General features: G+C 71.5%; 15 protein-coding genes. 3 read left to right on the top strand and 12 right to left on the bottom strand.

The features are described from left to right. Positions 1 to 6 precede the first annotated feature (6 nt). The 8 genes from serS to ACIBTU_RS04210 form a co-directional block, all read right to left on the bottom strand. Positions 7 to 1278, bottom strand: a complete 1272-nt coding sequence (gene serS, locus ACIBTU_RS04245) for a serine--tRNA ligase (protein ID WP_399124352.1) — start codon at positions 1276 to 1278, stop codon at positions 7 to 9. A 641-nt stretch (positions 1279 to 1919) separates the two neighbouring features. After that, entirely contained in the window at positions 1920 to 2855 is a 936-nt protein-coding gene (gene pheA, locus ACIBTU_RS04240) for a prephenate dehydratase (RefSeq protein WP_399124351.1), read from the bottom strand. A 53-nt stretch (positions 2856 to 2908) separates the two neighbouring features. Next, positions 2909 to 4183, bottom strand: coding sequence for an iron uptake transporter deferrochelatase/peroxidase subunit (efeB, locus tag ACIBTU_RS04235; protein WP_399124350.1), 1275 nt, complete (start codon positions 4181 to 4183; stop codon positions 2909 to 2911). A gap of 6 nt (positions 4184 to 4189) precedes the next feature. After that, entirely contained in the window at positions 4190 to 6115 is a 1926-nt protein-coding gene (locus ACIBTU_RS04230; RefSeq protein WP_399124349.1) for a copper resistance CopC/CopD family protein, read from the bottom strand. A gap of 14 nt (positions 6116 to 6129) precedes the next feature. Next, positions 6130 to 6615 carry a copper chaperone PCu(A)C gene (locus ACIBTU_RS04225; protein ID WP_399124348.1) on the bottom strand — a complete coding sequence of 162 codons (486 nt, stop codon included), beginning with the start codon at positions 6613 to 6615 and terminating at the stop codon, positions 6130 to 6132. Beyond that, a complete protein-coding gene (locus tag ACIBTU_RS04220; protein WP_399124347.1) occupies positions 6612 to 7307 on the bottom strand; it encodes an SCO family protein in 696 nt (231 codons plus the stop codon). Before ACIBTU_RS04220 ends, ACIBTU_RS04225 begins: the two co-directional genes overlap by 4 nt. Before the next feature lie 90 nt (positions 7308 to 7397). Then, entirely contained in the window at positions 7398 to 8141 is a 744-nt protein-coding gene (locus tag ACIBTU_RS04215) for a YcnI family protein (protein ID WP_399124346.1), read from the bottom strand. Between the two features lie 165 nt (positions 8142 to 8306). After that, positions 8307 to 9098, bottom strand: a complete 792-nt coding sequence (locus tag ACIBTU_RS04210; RefSeq protein WP_399124345.1) for a hypothetical protein — start codon at positions 9096 to 9098, stop codon at positions 8307 to 8309. A 240-nt stretch (positions 9099 to 9338) separates the two neighbouring features. Between ACIBTU_RS04210 and ACIBTU_RS04205 the strand changes: the two genes are divergently transcribed. After that, positions 9339 to 9782, top strand: a complete 444-nt coding sequence (locus tag ACIBTU_RS04205; RefSeq protein ID WP_399124344.1) for an ATP-binding protein — start codon at positions 9339 to 9341, stop codon at positions 9780 to 9782. A 41-nt stretch (positions 9783 to 9823) separates the two neighbouring features. Here the strand turns inward: ACIBTU_RS04205 and ACIBTU_RS04200 are convergent, their stop codons facing one another. Continuing rightward, the gene (locus tag ACIBTU_RS04200; protein WP_399124343.1) at positions 9824 to 11278 is read right to left on the bottom strand and encodes an aminopeptidase P family protein; all 1455 of its coding nucleotides are present in this window, start codon (positions 11276 to 11278) and stop codon (positions 9824 to 9826) included. Positions 11279 to 11393: 115 nt separating this feature from the next. Further along, positions 11394 to 12800 (bottom strand): PP2C family protein-serine/threonine phosphatase, encoded by a 1407-nt coding sequence (locus ACIBTU_RS04195; RefSeq protein ID WP_399124342.1) that lies wholly within the window; start codon positions 12798 to 12800, stop codon positions 11394 to 11396. A 652-nt stretch (positions 12801 to 13452) separates the two neighbouring features. Here ACIBTU_RS04195 and ACIBTU_RS04190 point away from each other — a divergent pair. Next, positions 13453 to 14148 (top strand): bifunctional DNA primase/polymerase, encoded by a 696-nt coding sequence (locus ACIBTU_RS04190; RefSeq protein WP_399124341.1) that lies wholly within the window; start codon positions 13453 to 13455, stop codon positions 14146 to 14148. Positions 14149 to 14204: 56 nt separating this feature from the next. Continuing rightward, on the top strand, positions 14205 to 14825 hold the full coding sequence (locus tag ACIBTU_RS04185) for a hypothetical protein (RefSeq protein ID WP_399124340.1): 621 nt from the start codon (positions 14205 to 14207) through the stop codon (positions 14823 to 14825). Positions 14826 to 15097: 272 nt separating this feature from the next. Here ACIBTU_RS04185 and ACIBTU_RS04180 read toward each other — a convergent pair whose 3' ends face one another. Further along, positions 15098 to 16069 carry a DUF5926 family protein gene (locus ACIBTU_RS04180; RefSeq protein WP_399124339.1) on the bottom strand — a complete coding sequence of 324 codons (972 nt, stop codon included), beginning with the start codon at positions 16067 to 16069 and terminating at the stop codon, positions 15098 to 15100. A 181-nt stretch (positions 16070 to 16250) separates the two neighbouring features. Beyond that, positions 16251 to 16889 (bottom strand): ATP-binding protein, encoded by a 639-nt coding sequence (locus ACIBTU_RS04175; protein WP_399124338.1) that lies wholly within the window; start codon positions 16887 to 16889, stop codon positions 16251 to 16253. Between the last annotated feature and the right edge of the window lie 30 nt (positions 16890 to 16919).

Below are 16919 nucleotides of genomic sequence, written 5' to 3'. Positions count from 1 at the left end.
AACGCCCTACTTGGGTTCGAGAACCGTTCGTCCCCCCAGGTACGGGCGCAGGACCTCGGGCACCCGTACGGAGCCGTCGGCCTGCTGGTGATTCTCCAGGATCGCGACGATCGTGCGCGGCACGGCGCACAGCGTGCCGTTCAGCGTGGCGAGCGGCTGGACCTTCTTGCCGTCGCGCATACGGACCGACAGGCGGCGGGCCTGGAACCCGTCGCAGTTCGACGCGGACGTCAGCTCGCGGTACTTGCCCTGGGTCGGGATCCACGCCTCGCAGTCGAACTTGCGCGAGGCCGAGGAGCCGAGGTCACCCGTGGCGACGTCGATCACCTGGAAGGGCAGCTCGAGGCTGGTGAGCCACTGCTTCTCCCACTCCAGGAGCCGCTTGTGCTCGTTCTCCGCGTCGGCCGGGTCGATGTACGAGAACATCTCGACCTTGTCGAACTGGTGCACGCGGAAGATGCCGCGGGTGTCCTTGCCGTACGTGCCGGCCTCGCGGCGGAAGCAGGGGGAGAAGCCCGCGTAGCGCAGCGGCAGCTGGCTCGCGTCGAGGATCTCGTCCATGTGGTACGCGGCGAGCGGGACCTCGGAGGTGCCGACCAGGTAGTAGTCGTCCTTCTCCAGGTGGTACACGTTCTCCGCGGCCTGGCCGAGGAAGCCGGTGCCCTCCATGGCGCGCGGACGCACCAGGGCGGGGGTCAGCATCGGGATGAAGCCGGCCTCGGTGGCCTGGGCGATCGCCGCGTTGACGAGCGCGAGCTCCAGGAGGGCGCCGACGCCCGTCAGGTAGTAGAAGCGCGAGCCGGAGACCTTCGCGCCGCGCTCGACGTCGATGGCGCCGAGCGCCTCGCCGAGCTCCAGGTGGTCCTTGGGCTCGAAGCCCTCGGCGCCGAAGTCACGGATCGTGCCGTGCGTCTCCAGGACGACGAAGTCCTCCTCGCCGCCGCGCGGGACGTCGGGGTGCACGATGTTGCCCAGCTGGAGGGCGAGGGCCTTGGTCTCCTCCTCGGCCTCGCGCTGCTCGGCCTCGGCGGCCTTCACCTCGGCCTTGAGGGCCTCGCCCTTCTTGAGCAGCTCCGCGCGCTCCTCGGGCGTGGCCTTGCCCATGAGCTTGCCGAGTGCCTTCTGCTCGGAGCGGAGTTCGTCGAAGCGGAGCCCGGACGACCTGCGCCGCTCGTCGGCGGACAGGACGGAGTCGACGAGGGCGACGTCCTCTCCACGGGCGCGCTGGGAGGCGCGAACACGGTCGGGGTCCTCACGGAGCAGGCGAAGGTCAATCACCCCTCAAGGCTACCGTCGTGCGCTCGGGCCTCACGACCCGATATCCGGTGCGCGGCGACACGGCGATTTATGTCCCATTTGCCGGAATGTGGATTTAGCCTGGAACGCAAGATCGGGAACCCGTCAAGGAAAAGCGGGCCCGTCCCTGAATAGGGGCAGCGGGCGGGCGGGGCCTTGACCCGACTCCCTTGCGGCACACGGAATTTGGCGCTCGCTATCCACAGGGATTCACCGTTCCGAAAAGTTATCCACAGGCTGTGCGGGAGATCTGTGGACTGCGGAAGAGGTCGTTCCGAAAGCCGCATGTGGAGCGAAGCATTCTCGATCCAAACCCGCTTCGGACTCACTTTCGGGTGGAAATGCTTCACTCTGAAGAGTTGATCGACGGAAATGGGTGGACGAGGGGTGACGTGCGGGCCTGTGGAGGGAGTTGGGGTCGGTAGGGCGATTTGTCGACGGAATCGCCCCTTCCTGTCGACTTGTCCCCAGGTCGAGAAGGGCACCTGTGGATAACTTCTGTGGATGAAGAAAATCCGCTGGTAGGACCGGGGGTCGAGGCCGCGAAGAGCCGGGCCCGCCGGTGGAAAACCGGGCCCGGCTGTGGGGAACGACCTGGAGGTGGCCGTCCTGGAAGCGGCCTCCTAGAAGCGGCCGTCCTGGCAGCGCGCCAGCCAGTCCGACGCCGCCACGAACTCGCCGTCCGAGGTCCCGGCCCGCGGCGTCCGCACGTCCGCGACGGAGACGCCCGCCCGCGGATACGAGCCGAGGTACCGCACCTGCGGACACCTCCGCTTCAGCCCCATCAGCGCCTCCGCCACCCGGCGGTCCGAGATGTGCCCCTCGGCGTCGATCGCGAAGCAGTAGTCGCCGATGCCCGTGCCGGTCGGCCGGGACTGCAGCAGCACCAGGTTGACCCCGCGGATCGCGAACTCCTGCAGCAGCTCCATCAGCCCGCCGGGGTGGTCGTCGCTCTGCCAGATGACCACGGACGTCTTGTCCGCCCCGGTCGGCGCCGCGGGCCGGGCCGGCTTGCCCACCAGGACGAACCGGGTCTGCGCGTTCTCCGCGTCGTGGATGTCGGTGACCAGCGGGGTCAGCCCGTAGCGCTCGGCCGCGAAGACACCGGCGAACGCGGCATCGAAGCGGCCCTCCTGCACGAGCCGGGCGCCGTCCGCGTTCGACGCCGCCGACTCCCAGATCACGTCGCCCGCCAGGTGGGTCCGCATCCAGTTGCGCACCTGGGGCTGGGCCGCCGGGTGCGCCGTCACCGTCTTGATGTCCGACAGCTGCGTACCGGGCCGCACGAGCAGCGCGAAGGTGATGTCGAGCAGCACCTCGCGGTAGATCATCAGCGGCTCGCCCGCGACCAGCTCGTCGAGTGTCGTCGTGATGCCGCCCTCGACCGAGTTCTCGATCGGCACGAAGGCGGCCTCGGCCTCGCCGTTGCGGACGGCGTCGAGCGCCGCGGGTACGGACACCACGGGGACCAGCTCCCGGGTGGCCGTCTCCGGGAGCGTGCGCAGGGCGACTTCGGTGAAGGTGCCCTCGGGGCCGAGATACGCGTAGCTGGCTGGCATGCAGTCACCCTAATGCGGCCCGGCCCCGGCCCGCCCCGAGTCCTGGTCGAGGCTCAGCCCTCCAGCAGGGACTGCCCCACGTATCCGCCCTTCGTCGCGCCGCCCGGCACGGCGAACAGGCCGCTCGCTTCGTGCCGGATGAACTCCGACAGGGCGTCGCCCCGGTCGAGCTTGCGCTGCACCGGCACGAAACCGCGCAGCGGATCCGCCTGCCAGCAGATGAACAGCAGGCCCGCGTCCGGCGTGCCGTCCGCCGCGATGCCGTCGTGGAAGGAGAACGGGCGGCGCAGCATCGCGGCCCCGCCGTTCTGGTCCGGCCGGCTGATGCGTGCGTGCGCGTTGATCGGCACGACGAGATCGCCGTCAGGGCCGGTCTTCTCCAGGTCCGGCTCGGTCGTCTCGGAGCCGCCGCTGAGCGGGGCGCCCGACGACTTCCGGCGCCCGATGACACCCTCCTGCGCCTGCGCGCCGAGCTTCTCCCAGTCGTCGAGCAGCATCCGGATACGGCGTACGACGGCGTACGAACCGTTCGCCATCCAGTCGGGGGAGCCCGCGCCGGGCACGAAGATCCGCCGGTCGAAGTCGTCGTCGGACGGCTTCGGGTTGTTCGTGCCGTCGACCTGGCCCATCAGGTTGCGGGCCGTCATGGGGTGCGCGGTGGCGCCCGGCGAACGGTTGAAGCCGTTCATCTGCCAGCGCACCTTCGCCGCCCCGCCCGCGTCCTTCTGGATCGCGCGCAGGGCGTGGAAGGCGACCAGCGAGTCGTTCGCGCCGATCTGCACCCACAGATCGCCGTTGCTGCGCGCCTTGTCGAGGTGGTCGGAGAAGAAGTCCGGCAGCGGGTCCAGAGCGCCCGGCCGCTGCTTCTCCAGGCCGGTACGGGCGAAGAAGCTGTGCCCGAAACCGAAGGTGACCGTCAGCGAGGACGGGCCCGCGTCCCGCGCGACGTCCGTGTCGTCCGCACCGGCGGGTTCCCCCGCCATCAGCCGCTCGGCCGTCGCCGACCAGCGGCGCAGCAGCGCGGCCGCCTCCTTGCGCCCCGCGCCCGCCGCGAGGTCGAACGCCAGGACATGGCCGCGGGCCTGCATCGGCGTGGTGATCCCCGGCTGATGTTTCCCGTGAAACATCACCCGGTCCGCGCCGAGCGAGGTCAGTGCCGTCTGCTGCTCCGGCGCGTTCGCCGAGGCCACGGCGTATCCGGCGCCCGCCCCGACGGCGCCCAGGGCGACGCCGGTCGCCCCGGCCGTGCCGATCAGGCGGCGTCGGGAGATGCCGGGGGCGACGGGCCCGGAGGTGTCCGGGGCCGTACGGCTCTGGGTGTCAGCCATGGTGGTTCAGCCGATCTTCGCGTTCTTGGTGACGGTCACTTGGTCGATGTCGGAGGTGCGCACGGTCACCGCGATCTTCCAGTCGCCGGGCACAGGGATCTGTACGCCGCTTGCCGTCCAGTGTCCCGTGGCGATGCGGTCGGGCACGACGGACAGCGGGCCGATCTTCTTCGCCTCCTGGGTGAAGGCGACCTTCACCTCGGGGACGTCGAAGGCCTTGCCGTTGGGGCGCAGCACATAGACGTGCATGTCGTTGTCGCCGGTGCGGCCGGGGTCCACGTCGAGCAGGACCGAGCCCTTGCCGTCCGCGGTGCCCGTGTCGAACGGCATCTTCAGGGAGACCGGCCCCGCCTGCGTCTGCGCGGCGGCGCCCGCGGCCTTGGCCTCTTCTTCCGTGCGGCCCGGCTCGGTGCTGGTCAGGATCGTGGTGACGACGAGCAGGACCACGGCCACACCGGCCTCGGCGAGTACCGAGCGGCGCAGTCCGAAGCGCTGCGGGTCGGCGTCGCGCACCTGCTTCTCGCGGGCACTTTCCCTCGCGGCGCGCTGCCGGGCCAGCTGGGCGGCCCGCTCCGCGCTCTCGCCGTCCTCGCCGCCGCTCTTGCCGGCCTTGGCACCCGTCCTGCTCCTGGCGCCGCCCCCGACCTCGACCGGCTCCTTCTTCCCGGCCGTCCGCTGCTCGACCACGGTCGTGGTGAGCGCCTGCTCGGCGATCCGGCCGGTCCAGCGGCGGGAGATCCAGGCGATGCCGACGAGCAGCGCCACGAGCCCGATCTTGATCAGGAGCAGCTGCCCGTAGCGGGTGCCGGTCAGCGCCGACCAGGAGCCGACCTGCCGCCACGACTGGTAGATCCCGGTCGCCGCGAGCACGGCGACGCTGCCGAACGCGACCCGGGAGAAGCGGCGTACCGCCGAGCCCTCGATCGAGGGAGCCCGGTACAGCGCGACGAGCAGCGCGGTCAGTCCGCCGAACCAGGTGGCGACGGCCAGCAGGTGCAGCACGTCGACGGGCATCGCGATGCCGGTCTGGATGCCGGTGGAGGCGTGCTCGGCCATGGCCCAGGTGGCGCCGAGCCCGGCGGCGACGACCGCGCCGCCGACGGCGAGCCCGAAGGTGAGGTCCTTGAGCTCCTTCTTGTCGCCGTCCTCGGCCCGCTTCACATAGGCGCCGAAGAGTACGGCGATGAAGAGCGCGGCCGCGGCGAGCAGCAGCAGCCGGGAGGTGAGCGCCGCGCCGGTCTTCGTCTGGAGGACCTGGCCGAGCAGCGTCATGTCGAAGACGTCGCCGAGCTTCCCGGAGCCGGTGTAGGCGCCGCGCATCAGCAGCATGGCGATGGTGGAGGCGGTCAGCGTGGTCCAGCCCGCGACGACGACGCGCTGCACCGGCTTGATCCCGGCGCCGCGCGGCCAGCACGCGAGGACGAACACGGCGCCGCCCACGAGCAGCACGTAGCCCGCGTAGGCGAGGTAGCGCGTGACGCCGTAGAGGGCGCCGACGACGCCTCCGCCCGCGTTCTGGTCGGTCAGTACCGCGGAGGTCTTGGAGGGGGCGCCGATCGAGAAGGTGAAGGCGCCCGCGACGGGATGGCTGTCGGCCGACACGACCTGGTAGGCGACGGTGAACGTGCCGTCCGGCAGGCCGGAGTGCAGGCCCACGCTGTACTTCGTGCCGCCGGCGCTGCGGGCCTTTCCGTCGTCGACGCGCTTGCCCGCGGGGTCGAGCACGCGCAGCGAGTCGTCGGACAGGGCGACCGTCTCGGAGAAGGTGAGCGACACCCGCTTGGGCGCCGTCTCGACCACCGCTCCCTTCTGGGGATCGCTGCCGGTCAGCGCGGCGTGCGCGGACACGGGAGCGGCACCGGCCAGGAGCGCGCCGGTGACGGCGAGGAACAGCAGCACCAGGTGCCGGAAACGGGGAGCGATGGTCTTCACGTGCGGTCAGCCCCTCAATGAGACGCGTGCGACGTCGGGTTGTAGGTGGCGGCCTTCACCGGGAAGTCGACCTTCACGGTGCCGGACTCGGCGAAGTGCAGCTCCACGGACACCTTGTCGCCCTCCTTCGGCTTCCGCTTCAGGTTCTCGAACATGAGGTGGTTGGCGCCGCGCTCGAAGTCCAGCTCGCCGTTCGCGGGCACCGCGAACGACGCCTGCTCCTTCATCACGCCGCCCTTGGTCGTGTGCAGGGTGACCTGGCCGGCGATCTCGCTGCTGACGGACTCCAGGGTGTCGGCCGCGCCGCCGTTGTGGACGAGGAAGAAGCCGGCCGCCATGTCGCCGGAGGCGGGCTCGGGGATGAACGCGCCCTCGACCTTCACGTCCGGCGCGTCCGCGTCCCCGTCACCCGAGCCGGACCCGGAGCCGCACGCGGTGAGCGCGAGGCCCGCCGCCAGCGTCAGGGCGCCGAGCGCGAGCGGGGTCCGTACGCGCCTCACGGCCTGGCCCCCGTGACGATCTTCGGCAGGTCCTTGGTGTAGTCGTCGACCGTGGCGTCCTCGCCGTACAGGACGTAACCGGCGTCGGTCTTCGGCGAGAACGCGATGACCTGCGTGCCGTGCATCGACACGAGCTTGCCGTTCTTGTCCTTCTGGGTCGGCTCGATGGAGATGCCGATGGTGCGGGCGCCGCCCTGGATGGTGGCGAAGTCACCGGTCAGACCGATGAAGTCGGCGTCCTGCGCCTTGAGCCACTTGCCGAGCACGGCCGGGGTGTCACGGTCCGGGTCGGTCGTGACGAAGACGACCTGGAGCTTGTCCTGCTCGGACTTGGGCAGGGCCTTCTTCGCGACGGCGATGTTGCTCATCGTCAGCGGGCAGACGTCCGGGCAGTGGGTGTAGCCGAAGTAGATCAAGGTCGGCTTGCCCTTGGTCCGCTCGCGCAGGTCGAACTTCTTGCCGTGCGTGTCGGTGAGGACCAGGTCCGGCTTCTCGAAAGGCTTGTCGAGCACGGTCGCGGCCTTCTGCGAACCGGCCTCGGTCGACACCTCGGTGACCGGCTTCGCGCTGTCGTCGCTGCCGGTGCCGCACGCGGAGAGCGCGAAGGCGGCCGCCGTGACCAGTCCGGCGGCGGCGAACAGGGTCTTCCTGCCCGCCTTCTTGTCGTGCGACGGCTTGTTCGTCTTCTTCATGGTGTTGCGCATAGAAAAACGTCCCATAGGTGAGGGTCCGGCCCGCGCCGGGGTCGCCCACCGCGACCCCGGCGCGGAACCGAGGGTGGCTCAGTTGTTGGTACGCCGACGGCCGGCCAGGACGCCGAACGCCACACCGGCGGCGCCGACGAGGATGCCGACGATGCCGAGCGTGCGGGCGGTGGTGTCGCTGGTGGAGCTGTCGGAAGCGGTCTCGGTGGAGGCCGAGGCATGCTTCTTGTCGTCCTTGGCGGCGGCGCCCGCGGCCCCGTGACCGTCCTCCTCGGCGGCCGTCAGGGCGAGGACCGGCGCGGGGTTCTCCGGCTCCTCCTGGCCCTCCTGCGGGGCCTCGATCCAGCGCACGACGTCCTTGTCGTCGTACGTCTGGAGGGCCTTGAAGACGAGCTGGTCGGTGTCGGTCGGCAGCTGGCCGACGGAGACCGGGAACTTCTGGAAGTAGCCGGGCCGCACACCCTTGCCGTCACCCGAACCGGTCGCGGTCCAGGTGACCTTGGAGACGACCTCGCTGATCTTCTCGCCGTGCATCTCCAGCGGCTTGTCCAGCTTCGACTTCGTCACCTTCGCCTCCCAGCCCGGCACCGGCTCGGGCATCACCGAGGCGAGCGGGTGGTCGGTCGGGAAGGAGACCTCGAGCTTGACCGTCGAGGCGTCGTCGCGCTCGTTCGGCACCTTGAAGTCGACCACGGCGTAACCGCCCTTGGCGGCCGGACCCTCGGGCTGCACGGACACGTGCGCGAAGGCCGGGGCGGACAGCAGGACGACGGAGGAGACGGCGGCGGCACCGACGAGAGCGGCGCGGGACATCTTCTTCATGAGATGAGAACTCCACGTTCAGCGGGACCCGTCACAGGGTCCGACGAAGGATTCCGAGGATTCCGAGGATGAGGAGCGCGCCCGGGGACGGGCACGCGCGCGTGCCGCACGGCAGCGCGCCTCACCCCTCGCGTCACGTGGTGGAGGTGGAGTACGGATGCCGTGTCAGGCAGCGAGAAGGAACGCTTCGTCGGCGGGCGGCCCGCGCCGGCTCACCGAGTGCTGCAGGACGACGGCCCGCAGCCGCGGCGGCGCCGGGAACCCGGCACGCGGCGCGCACCCGAGCCCCGAGGGAGCCTCCGGAAGACCCGCGCGCAGGACGCGCACGAGGGCGAGCGCAGCCCGCAAGGACCGTACGAACGCCCCCTCGGCGACCGACTGCGCCGAGGCCCGCGAGAGCCGCAGCGCGCCGCTCAGGGCGAGGTCGCCGCGGCGCAGCAGCCAGCCGGCGCCGGCCGCGGCCAGCAGGTGCCCGAGCAGCATCGGCAGCGACGGCATCAGCGCCATCACGCCGGCCGCGCCGGTCATGTGGTGCTGTGCCTCGCCGCTCGGCAGCCCGGCGTCGTCGAGGATCCGCTGCGCCTGGACCGGGCTGAGCGCCGAGGCACCCGCCCCGCACATCAGCCGCGCGGCCCGCTCGACCACGGACGGTTCGCCGGTGCCCATCGCCATGGTGCTGTGCTGCTGGCCGACCCCGAAGAGCGTGTGGAGGCCGATCTGCCCGACGCCCTGGAGCGCCGCGATACCCGGCAGCGACCGCTCGCGGCCCGCGAGGGGCACGGCGGCGCAGAAGACGGTCAGGAAGCCCAGCGAGAGCGTCCACAGGGGGACGGTGGCCGTGGACCCGAGAACGTGCCCCGCCGCGGACAGCACGACGCAGACCGCGGCGAACACCGCGGCCCTCAGCAGCCGGAGATCGGCAGCGCTGCGCGCCTGGCGCGGGTGGGGGGCAGACATGGCGGCCTCATCATCGCACTGGGCCCCTCGGCGCGGTGCGGCAGGTCCGCAAGGTCCGGAAATCTCCCTGTCGATCTCCCCGTCGATCTCCCTGTCGAGCTTCCTGGAGATCTCCTTTACAACGGGGACAGTACGGATCGCATCCGCCATATGGGCGGTATCACGTCAACCGCGCGATTGCGCGCGGGCGGTGACGGCAATACGTATCGGTATGTCGAGCCGCGGCCGGGAGGCGGGAGCATGAGCATCTGGTGGTCCCTCCGTCTGCGCCGCGAAGCGGCGAGCGTCCCGCTCGCCCGACGCCTCCTCCTGGGCGCCATGGAGACGGCCGGCGTCGACCCCGACATCTCCTACGACCTGTCGGTCGCGCTCAGCGAGGCGTGTGCGAACGCGGTGGAGCACGGCGGCGCCTCCGAGACGGGCGACACCTCGGGCGCGTACGAGGTGACGGCCTACCTGGAGGGCGAGCGCTGCCGCATCGAGGTGGCCGACTCCGGTCCGGGTTTCCCCGCCGTGCGCGGCCGCGCGCCGAGCACGCACGCGGAGAACGGCCGCGGACTGTGTCTCATCGAGGAACTCGCCGACCACGTGGACTTCGTGAACCGGCCGGGCCACGGCGGCGCCGTCGTCAGCTTCGACAAGATCCTCAAGTGGAAGAAGGACGCGCCCCTTGTAGCGGTGTGACCACTACAAGGGGCGCGTTCTCGTGTGTGTTGTGACGACGGTCAGCCCTTGAGGCGGGCCATCCACGCCTCGACGTCGTCGGCCCGCCGCGGCAGACCGGACGACAGGTTCTCGTTGCCGCCCTCGGTGACGAGGATGTCGTCCTCGATCCGGACGCCGATGCCGCGGTACTCCTGCGGCACCGTCAGGTCGTCGGCCTGGAAGTACAGACCGGGCTCGACGGTGAGCACCATGCCGGGCTCCAGCGTGCCGTCCACGTACGTCTCGGTCCGCGCGACGGCGCAGTCGTGGACGTCCATGCCGAGCATGTGACCGGTGCCGTGCAGCGTCCAGCGGCGCTGCAGCCCGAGCTCCAGGACCCGCTCGACCGGGCCCTCGACCAGGCCCCACTCGACGAGCTTCTCGGCGAGCACGCGCTGCGCGGCGTCGTGGAAGTCGCGGTACTTGGCACCGGGCTTCACAGCCGCGATACCGGCCTCCTGGGCCTCGTACACGGCGTCGTAGATCTTCCGCTGGATCGCGGTGTACGTGCCGTTGATCGGCAGCGTGCGCGTGACGTCGGCGGTGTAGTACGTGTGCGTCTCGACGCCCGCGTCCAGGAGGAGCAGGTCGCCGGAGCGGACCGCGCCGTCGTTGCGGACCCAGTGCAGGGTGCAGGCGTGCGGGCCGGCGGCGCAGATGGAGCCGTAGCCGATGTCGTTGCCCTCCACGCGCGCGCGGAGGAAGAACGTGCCCTCGATGTAGCGCTCGGAGGTCGCCTCTGCCTTGTCGAGCACCTTCACGACGTCCTCGAAGCCGCGCACGGTGGAGTCGACGGCCTTCTGCAGCTCGCCGACCTCGAACGCGTCCTTCACGAGGCGGGCCTCGGACAGGAAGACGCGCAGCTCCTCGTCGCGCTCGGCGGTGACCTTGTCGGCCAGGGCCGCCTCGATGCCGGCGTCGAAGCCGCGCACGACGCGGACGGGGCCGGTGGCCTCACGCAGCGCGTCGGCGAGCTCGCGCACGTCCGAGGCGGGGATGCCGTAGAGGGTGGCGGCCTCGGTGAGGGAGTGGCGGCGGCCGACCCACAGCTCGCCCTGGCCGTCGAGCCAGAACTCGCCGTTCTCGCGGTCCGAGCGCGGCAGGAGATAGATCGTCTCCTCGTGGCCGTCCGCGGTGGGCTCCAGGACGAGGACGCCGTCCTCCGTCTGGTTGCCGGTCAGGTACGCGTACTCGACGGAGGCGCGGAAGGCGTACTCCGTGTCGTTCGAACGGGTCTTGAGGTTGCCCGCCGGGACCACGATGCGCTCGCCCGGGAAGCGGGCGGAGAGGGCCTTGCGGCGGGCGGCGGTCTCGGTGGCCTGGGCGATGGGCCGCAGGTCGTGCAGCTCCGTGTCGGCCCAGCCGGCCTTCATGTTCTCGGCGAGCTCGTCGGACACGCCCGGGTAGAGGCCGTTCTTGCGCTGCTTGATGGGCTCGTCTTCCGGGGTCTCCGGGGTGGTGAGCTCCTCCGACACGGTTCCTCCTGTTTGCAGCCTGTATAGGGCGATGGCCCCCTCCATCGTACGAGCGTACGGAAGGGCGGCCAGGGCCGGAGGTCCCTGACAGGCTGTGCGCGGGTTCCTGTGCGACCTACTCGAAGCGGGCGGCCAGGAGGACGACGTCCTCGTCGCTGTCGGCGGTGTCGAGGCCGTCGGGGAGCACGGCGTGCAGCACGTGGTCGGCGATCGCGCCGGGGTCGTCGCGGATGCTGCGCGGGACGCCGGCGGCCGCCGCGTGCAGCCGGGCGAAGGCGCGGTCCATGGGGTCGCCGGTGCGGTGCAGCAGCCCGTCGGTGTAGAGCAGCACGGTCTCGCCCGGCTCGGGCTCGACCTCCGTGCTCGGCGCCTCCCAGCAGGCGAGCATGCCGAGCGGCGCGGACAGCGTGGTCTCGACGAACTCGGTGCGGCGGGCGCCGATCAGCAGCGGCGGACTGTGTCCCGCACCCGCGAGAACGATCTTGCGCTGGGCCGGTTCGCAGTAGGCGAACAGGGCGGTGGCGCTGCGCGCGGGCTCGGTGAGCCGCAGCAGCAGTTCGAGGTCGGACAGGACCGCGACCGGGTCCTCGCCCTCCATGACGGCGTACGCCCGCAGGGAGGCGCGCAGCCGGCCCATCGCGGCGACCGCGCTCGCGCCGCAGCCGGTGACCGAGCCGACGGCGAGGCCGAGCGCGCCCTCGGGCAGCGGCAGGGCGTCGTACCAGTCGCCGCCGCCGCGCGGTCCGGTGCGGTGGCGCGCGGCGAGCTGGACGCCGGCCACGCGGGGGAGCCGGGGCGGCAGCAGCTCGTCGGAGACCGTTCGCGACCACGCGCGCGTGCGCTCCAGTTCGAGGAGGCGGTCCAGGTGCTCGGTGGCGTAGCGCGCGTACAGGCCCACGAGGTGGCGCTGGCGCTCGACGGGCTCGGCGGGTTCGTCGTAGAGCCAGACGGCGGCGCCGATCCGGCCCGCGGCGTCGGTGGCGAGCGGCAGCGCGTAGCTGGCCGCGTAGCCGAGGCGGGCGGCGACCTCGCGGTGGCGCGGGTCGAGGCCGTCCTCGGAGAGCAGGTCGGTGTGGACCTCGGGGTCGGTGGTGAGCCCGTCCAGGATCCGCCCGTACGAGGTGGCGCCGCGCGGCACGGTCTCGATGTGGCCGAGGTCGGGGCGGGACAGGCCGAGGCCGACGGTGGTGTCGGGGCCGCGGCCGTCGCCCGGTTCGAGCACGACGAGACCGCGCCGGGCGCCCACCAGGGCGGCTCCGGCGCGCAGCAGTTCGTGCAGGGCGTCCTCGAGCACGGCGGTGCGGGCGAGCCGCTCCGTGAGTTCGTGCAGGGTCGTGAGGTCCGAGACCCAGCCGGCGAGGCGGTCCTGGATCAGGGCGGAGGGGGCGGGCGTCGGCGGCGACGCGGCCGGTGTCCGTGACGGTGCGGGGGCGGCGGCGGACGAGACCGTGTGGGCAGGAGGGGGAACCTGTCCAGGAGGGGCATCGATTCCGGCCACTTTCGGCAGGCGCGGGGTTGTCATGGCTTCCGGCTTTCTGACCGGTGCATTTCGCTCAATTGCATGGCAAACCCCCATGTCAGCCTTATCAGCTCTGCGCCGCCAGCAGTGGTTCCACATCTACACGCACTGGAGAGGGGATGTCCAGCATTGTCCTGCTGGGATTCCTGGTGTCCGTGGTGGTCACGTGACTGCTGTTCTGACGTGATCTCTGAACCTTCTCGGATCGACCGTGTGAAACCCTGCTGATTCATCCCATTCCAGTTTGGCCAAAAACTGACCGGGGGATGGGTGTATTGCGGTCGACTGGCCTGGTTCGACGGAGCGTCACCACGGTCACGATGGGTACGTACTCGGTGAAGACCAGGGCCAGTTGGGATCGAGACCCCGGAACCTGGTGACGGACCCGGGCGTCATAACCATCGACGACCGTGCCCCATCCTCCCGCGAGGGAGGCGGCGAGAAATACGCGGGACGGCAAACGCCAGGCGTCGCCACCCCACGCCAGGCTTTTGAAGGACACAGCAGGCGCTCGGACTATGGGGGTTCCCCCTGTCCGGGCCGGCGGTCCCGGCCGAGGCCAGGCGCTCCACCATGTACGCGCAGTGACTGTTCGACACATAGTGTGATGTGGCCCACAGCGTTCTCTTCGGTCAACGGAAAGGAACGAGCGCTCATGCGTGAGATCCCCGGAAGGCGACGCAGGCTCCTGTCCAAGCGTGACCACGGGAAGTCTGACCTGCTCAGCGCGGCCCTCACGTTCGCGACAGCGTGGCGGTGGCCGGTTCTGCCCGGCATAGGGCTCGAGACGGCGGGGCGTCGGGACGGCGTCCGCTGCGCGTGCCCCGATCCGGAGTGCACGGTGCCCGGCGCACACCCGTTCGACCCCGGACTGCTCGCGGCGACGACCGACGCGCGCATGGTCCGCTGGTGGTGGACGAAGCGCCCCGACGCGCCGATCGTGCTCGCCACCGGCGCCTCCTCCGGGCCGGCCGGCGGGCGCGCGCCCTGCGCCGTGAGCCTGCCCGCCGCCGCGGGCGCCCGCGCGCTCGCGGTCCTCGACCGGACCGGCATCCGGCTCGGTCCGGTGCTCGCGACCTCCGAGCGCCTCATGATCCTCGTGGCGCCCTACACGATGGAGCAGCTCGGCGAGCTCCTGTACGCCAAGGACTTCGTCCCCGGCTCCCTGCGCTTCCACGGCGAGGGCGGGTACATCACCCTGCCGCCGTCCACGACGGGCGCGGGCCCGGTCCGCTGGGAGCGCGCGCCGCTGCCCGGTTCGGCCGAGCCCTGGGTGCCGGACGTGGAGGCCGTGGTGGACGCGGTGGTGGACGCCCTCACTCGTACGGGTGTGAGCGCCCCCGAGTTGTGAGCCGCCGGGGCGCGCGGCGCGCCGGCGGGGTCGGACGGCCCCGCTATGTTCGGCGCATGCCTCCCGCGCCCCCTCCCGCCCAGGACCAGGTCACACCCCCGCCCGGGCACCGGAGGTCGCACACCCGCCTCCGCCTGTCCGGGCTCGCCTGCGCCGTGGTGCTCGCCGCGGCGCTCCCCCTGGCCGGGGCCTTCGCCGGGCCGGTGGACGGGGGTTCGCACGGCGACGCGGCTCCCGGCGACACGGCCCCCAAGAACCCGAGCTCCAAGAACCCGAGCTCCAAGGACCCGAGCCCAGAGGACTCGGCTTCCGTGACCCGGTCGCTCCTCGGCGCCCCGGACCGCTCCACGGCCTCCCGGTGCGGCCCCCAACTGGTCTCCCCCGAAGGGGTGGAGGCGCAGACCTGTGTGCTCACCCAGGGTGACGAGACCTGGGCGCGCACGTACTACCGGAACGCGACCGGTGTCGCGCTGTCGACGGTGCTGACCCTCATGGCGCCGGGCGGGCGCACCGTGCAGATCACGTGCGCGGTGGGCGGCGGCGACGAGCCGGGACTGTGCGAGACGCCGCGGGGCCGCACGCGCGGAGCGGCCGCGGAATACCAGGCGGTGGCGGAGTACGCGAGCGACGCGGAGAGCCCGCTGCTGCTGCGCTCGGGGAGCAACTCGGCGCCGTAGTACCGGCGTTGATCGGCGTCCACGGGGGTGCGGCCCGGCTGCGGGCATGAAAACGCCCGGTTGCTGGCGACGGGGGATGCACCAGCAACCGGGCTATCTGAACGGTAACAAGAGATCGGCAGTTCGCAAATTCGATCTCTTCTATTCGGACATGGATTTACCTGCAACTACCGGGAGTTGTGACCGGAGTCACCTCTTCCGGACGGGTTCTCCGGTGTCCGAGGGGCTGACCGGTCGGTCAGTGCGGGCCGGCCCCCGGTGGTCGCCGTGTGTCAGCTGAGCGTGACCTGCCGGTTGGTGAGGCCGCCCCGCGCGCGCCGCTCGTCGCCGGTCAGCGGTGCGTCCGAGGCCAGCGCCTCGGCGAGCCGCTCGGCGAACTCGGCGGCCGGCTTCTCGATGTCCTCGGCCTTCGTCGCGCTCGGCAGGTCCCAGACCGGGACGGTCAGCCCGTGCGCCCGGAACGAGCCCACCAGACGCGTGCCCTCGCCCAGCGAGGACCGGCCGGCCGCGTGCAGCCGCGCCAGCGCGTCGAGGAGCTTCTCCTCCGGGTGCGGCATGACCCACCGCAGGTGGTTCTTCTCCGGCGTCTCGCACCAGTAGGCGCTGTCCACGCCGGTCAGCTTCACCGTCGGGATCGCGGCCGCGTTGGCCCGCTCCAGGGAGGCGGTCACGTCCGCCGACGCGTTCTCCGAGTCCGGGACCCAGAACTCGAAGCCCGTGTGCACGACGGGTGCGAAGGCGCCCTCCGGGTCGAGCACGTCCTGCAGGCGCGGGCCCTCGGAGGGCACACGGCGCGCGGGCACCGGGTTGCCCGGCTCCGCCTCCAGGGCGCGCTGCAGGGTGTCCGCCAGGTCGCGGCTCAGGTCGCCCGACGGCGTGTCGTTCTGCAGGCCGATCAGCACCGAGCCGTCCTCGCGGCGCAGCGCGGGCCATGCCATGGGCAGCACGGTCGCGAGGGTGACCGACGGGACGCCCTCGGGCAGCCCGTCCTTCAGCGTCAGCTCGACCGTCGCCGCCGGGACCAGCTCGCGCAGCGCGATCCAGTCGCCCTCGCCGACGAGGCCCTCGAAGGGGCGCTGCACCAGCTCGGTCACGGCGTGCGCGGCGGCCCGGCCGTGACAGGCCTTGTAGCGGCGGCCGCTGCCGCACGGGCAGGGTTCACGCGCGCCGACGACCGGGAAGTTCCCCTCGGCTCCACTGGTGATGTGCGGCTTGCCCTTTGTCTGGGGGCGCTTCTTGGCCATCTTGGGTGTCTCCCGGATACGGCTCTCGTACGTACTCGCGCGAGCCTAGCCGCTCGTACCGTCAAGAGACCGGCCAGAGACCGGCCAGAGACCGGCCAGAGAGCGGCCAGGGACTGACCGGAGCCCGGCCGGAGGCCGTTTGGAGGGGAATACCGTCCAACTCGCCGCCGGGGAGGGGCGGTCAGCCCAGATCGTCGAACGCATCCGCGAAATCCAGGCCCGCCAGATCCGCCACGGCCGGGGCTCCTACGCGCGTCGCGAAGTCCTCGCGACGGTGCATGGCCGCTTCGGCGTGCACGTCCTTGTGCACGATCACCCAGACCGTCACCTCGCCCCGGGCATCGTCGCGGACGCCCCAGTCGTCGGAGAGGGCCGTGATGATGTTGAGCCCGCGGCCGCCGTGCGCGGTGACCGAGGGAGTGGCCGGAACCGGGCGGGTCGGGCCGCCGCCGTCCGTCACCTCGACCGTGAGACATCCCCGGTCGTCGACCCGCCACGCGGCTCTCACGTCCCCGTCGCCGGCCAGATCGTCGCCCAGCGGCCTGCCGTGCCGGCACGCGTTGCTGAGCAGCTCGGAAAGAATCAGAACAGCATCGTCGATCACTGATTCGGACACGCCGCCGGACCGCAGCTGGTCACGCATCCGATGTCTTGCCGCACCCACGCCCGCAGGGCCATGGGGTACGGCCATGCTCGACGACGCGGGCACCTCCTGTGCCACCACCAACGCCACCCCCGAGACCTCCTTTGCCCCACGCCACGGTGTGAATGCCCCAATGGACTGGACCGGAAACCGGCCAATCCGGGTCCCGTGACGCACTCATGACGTTCGGCTACGGACCGAACGCGC

It is taken from the genome of Streptomyces sp. NPDC050145 (assembly GCF_044460245.1).
Taxonomy (GTDB): Bacteria; Actinomycetota; Actinomycetes; order Streptomycetales; family Streptomycetaceae; genus Streptomyces.
This window is presented reverse-complemented; position numbering and strand designations above follow the sequence as displayed.

Excerpts from the sequence above, each read along its gene's own strand:
- pheA (WP_399124351.1), bottom strand. The coding sequence starts at position 2,855 with ATGCCAGCCAGCTACGCGTATCTCGGCCCCGAGGGCACCTTCACCGAA.
- ACIBTU_RS04190 (WP_399124341.1), top strand. The coding sequence starts at position 13,453 with ATGCGTGAGATCCCCGGAAGGCGACGCAGGCTCCTGTCCAAGCGTGAC.
- ACIBTU_RS04185 (WP_399124340.1), top strand. The coding sequence starts at position 14,205 with ATGCCTCCCGCGCCCCCTCCCGCCCAGGACCAGGTCACACCCCCGCCC.
- ACIBTU_RS04195 (WP_399124342.1), bottom strand. The coding sequence starts at position 12,800 with ATGACAACCCCGCGCCTGCCGAAAGTGGCCGGAATCGATGCCCCTCCT.
- ACIBTU_RS04220 (WP_399124347.1), bottom strand. The coding sequence starts at position 7,307 with ATGAAGAAGACGAACAAGCCGTCGCACGACAAGAAGGCGGGCAGGAAG.
- ACIBTU_RS04180 (WP_399124339.1), bottom strand. The coding sequence starts at position 16,069 with ATGGCCAAGAAGCGCCCCCAGACAAAGGGCAAGCCGCACATCACCAGT.
- ACIBTU_RS04210 (WP_399124345.1), bottom strand. The coding sequence starts at position 9,098 with ATGTCTGCCCCCCACCCGCGCCAGGCGCGCAGCGCTGCCGATCTCCGG.
- efeB (WP_399124350.1), bottom strand. The coding sequence starts at position 4,183 with ATGGCTGACACCCAGAGCCGTACGGCCCCGGACACCTCCGGGCCCGTC.
- ACIBTU_RS04205 (WP_399124344.1), top strand. The coding sequence starts at position 9,339 with ATGAGCATCTGGTGGTCCCTCCGTCTGCGCCGCGAAGCGGCGAGCGTC.
- ACIBTU_RS04215 (WP_399124346.1), bottom strand. The coding sequence starts at position 8,141 with ATGAAGAAGATGTCCCGCGCCGCTCTCGTCGGTGCCGCCGCCGTCTCC.